Here is a 1,893-nt window from a genome sequence, read left to right on the forward strand (position 1 = left end):
CCTACTCCTCCATCACAGAGACGCATGTTCAGAAGATGAAGGAACTGCTGCCTCTTGCGGATATTATCACGCCGAATATCACGGAAGCCTGCCTGCTGACCGGCACTCCCTGGAAGGATGGGGAATGGACGATGCAGGAGCTGTCGGGCTTATGTCTAAAGTTGGCTACGCTGTGCCAGACGGATTCCACCTTATCCTTATCCGAGCATTTCCATGATGCATCCAATAGTGTTATCGATACTTCTCGTACTGTTTCCCGTCGCACTTCCATCGTCATCACCGGAATCCGGCAGGGCGATTCTCTGGTGAACTTCCTATGGGATGACGGCGTCTATACCACTGTTTCCACCCCTATTGCCGGAGCCTCCCGCCCCGGCACCGGAGACATCTTCGCCTCCATTCTCGCCGCCGATGCCGTCCGCGGGGAGACCTTACTATCCTCCGTGCAAAAGGCAGCGAACTTTGTAGGGCTGTGCATTGCCGGAAGCGAAAAGGCGGGAACACCCGTGCAGGAGGGCGTAGTGTTTGAAAAGTATCTGGCGGCGCTGTTGTAAGAAGTATTAAAAATCAATGATGCGATTGACTTTTCACTTCATCTCTTTTATATTTTATACTAGAAAAGGAATTGTGGTTATTCTCAAATGAGATCCCGTATAGCGGATGCTTAAGCGGTGTGCTACGATTCTTTTTTTATATTATACTGGCTATCCTCCATCTGGAAAGGGGGCATTAAAATTGAGTAATTTGGCACATACTGATTCTATGATAAACGAAATCAGAGAATTGTTATTAAATGCACGTCAGCGTGTGGCGGTACAGGTAAATACGGAGTTGTTGTCTACCTACTGGAATGTAGGAAAGATCATTGTTGAACATGAGCAGGAAAGCAAAGATCGGGCAGATTACGGAAAACAGACACTAAAACAGCTTTCAAAAGAGTTAACAAAAGAGTTTGGAAAGGGGTTTTCTGTTTCCAATCTATACAATATGCGTCTGTTCTATATGCACCATCAAAAATTCCAGACAGTGTCTGGAAAATTGTCTTGGTCGCATTATTGTGAGCTGTTGACGATTTCAGACCCGGACAAACGCAGTTTTTATGAAAAGGAAACCATCAACTCCAGGTGGTCGATCCGAGAATTAAAGCGGCAGATTTCCACTTCTCTCTATGAACGGTTATTGCTGTCAGAAGGAAAGACGAACAAGGAAACGGTACTTGCCCTTGCGGAAAAAGGTATTGAAATGACTACACCAAGCGACATTATCAAAGACCCTTATGTTTTTGAATTTTTGGGTGTGCCGGAAAACAAGCCCATGCTGGAAAGTGATCTTGAAAAAGCATTGGTCGCGCAGATTGAAAAATTCCTGTTGGAATTAGGTCGCGGTTTTATGTTTGTAGGGACACAGCAGCGCATTACCCTGAACAATACCCACTACTATGTGGATATGGTTTTCTATAATAAAATTCTCCGGGCGTATGTGCTGATTGAATTAAAGACAACCAAGCTCACACCGGAAGCCGCCGGGCAACTTAATATGTATCTGAACTACTACGCCGCAGAAGTAAATGATGAACATGATAATCCCCCCATCGGTATTATCCTTTGTACAGACAAAGACAGTGTAGCTGCTGAATATGCTCTCGGAGGTCTGTCCAACAATATCTTTGCTTCACGTTATGTTTCTTATATTCCAAATAAGGAACAACTCATCGCACAGGTAGAAGCTGTTTTGGATGAATGGCACAAACCGGAAAAAGAATTCTAACATTACCGCCTGAGGGAATCACAACTCCACTCAGGCGGTAATACCAAGAAATATTTTATTTAAACTCCACCACAACGCTGCCCATAGCACATTCCAGCTCCATATTTTTAGAAGCGTTGTTGTTGA

General features: G+C 44.7%; 2 protein-coding genes. Both read left to right on the forward strand.

Annotated features, from left to right (window positions below):
* A partial coding sequence (locus PUQ60_RS11425) for a bifunctional hydroxymethylpyrimidine kinase/phosphomethylpyrimidine kinase (RefSeq protein ID WP_273483026.1) occupies positions 1-554 on the forward strand: 554 nt, incomplete at its 5' end.
* 208 nt (positions 555-762) lie between these two features.
* The gene (locus PUQ60_RS11430; protein WP_273483027.1) at positions 763-1,767 is read left to right on the forward strand and encodes a PDDEXK nuclease domain-containing protein; all 1,005 of its coding nucleotides are present in this window, start codon (positions 763-765) and stop codon (positions 1,765-1,767) included.
* Positions 1,768-1,893: the final 126 nt, after the last annotated feature.

It is taken from the genome of Clostridium sp. AF02-29, from assembly GCF_934835585.1.
In the GTDB taxonomy this organism is placed as follows: Bacteria; Bacillota; Clostridia; order Lachnospirales; family Lachnospiraceae; genus Otoolea; species Otoolea fessa.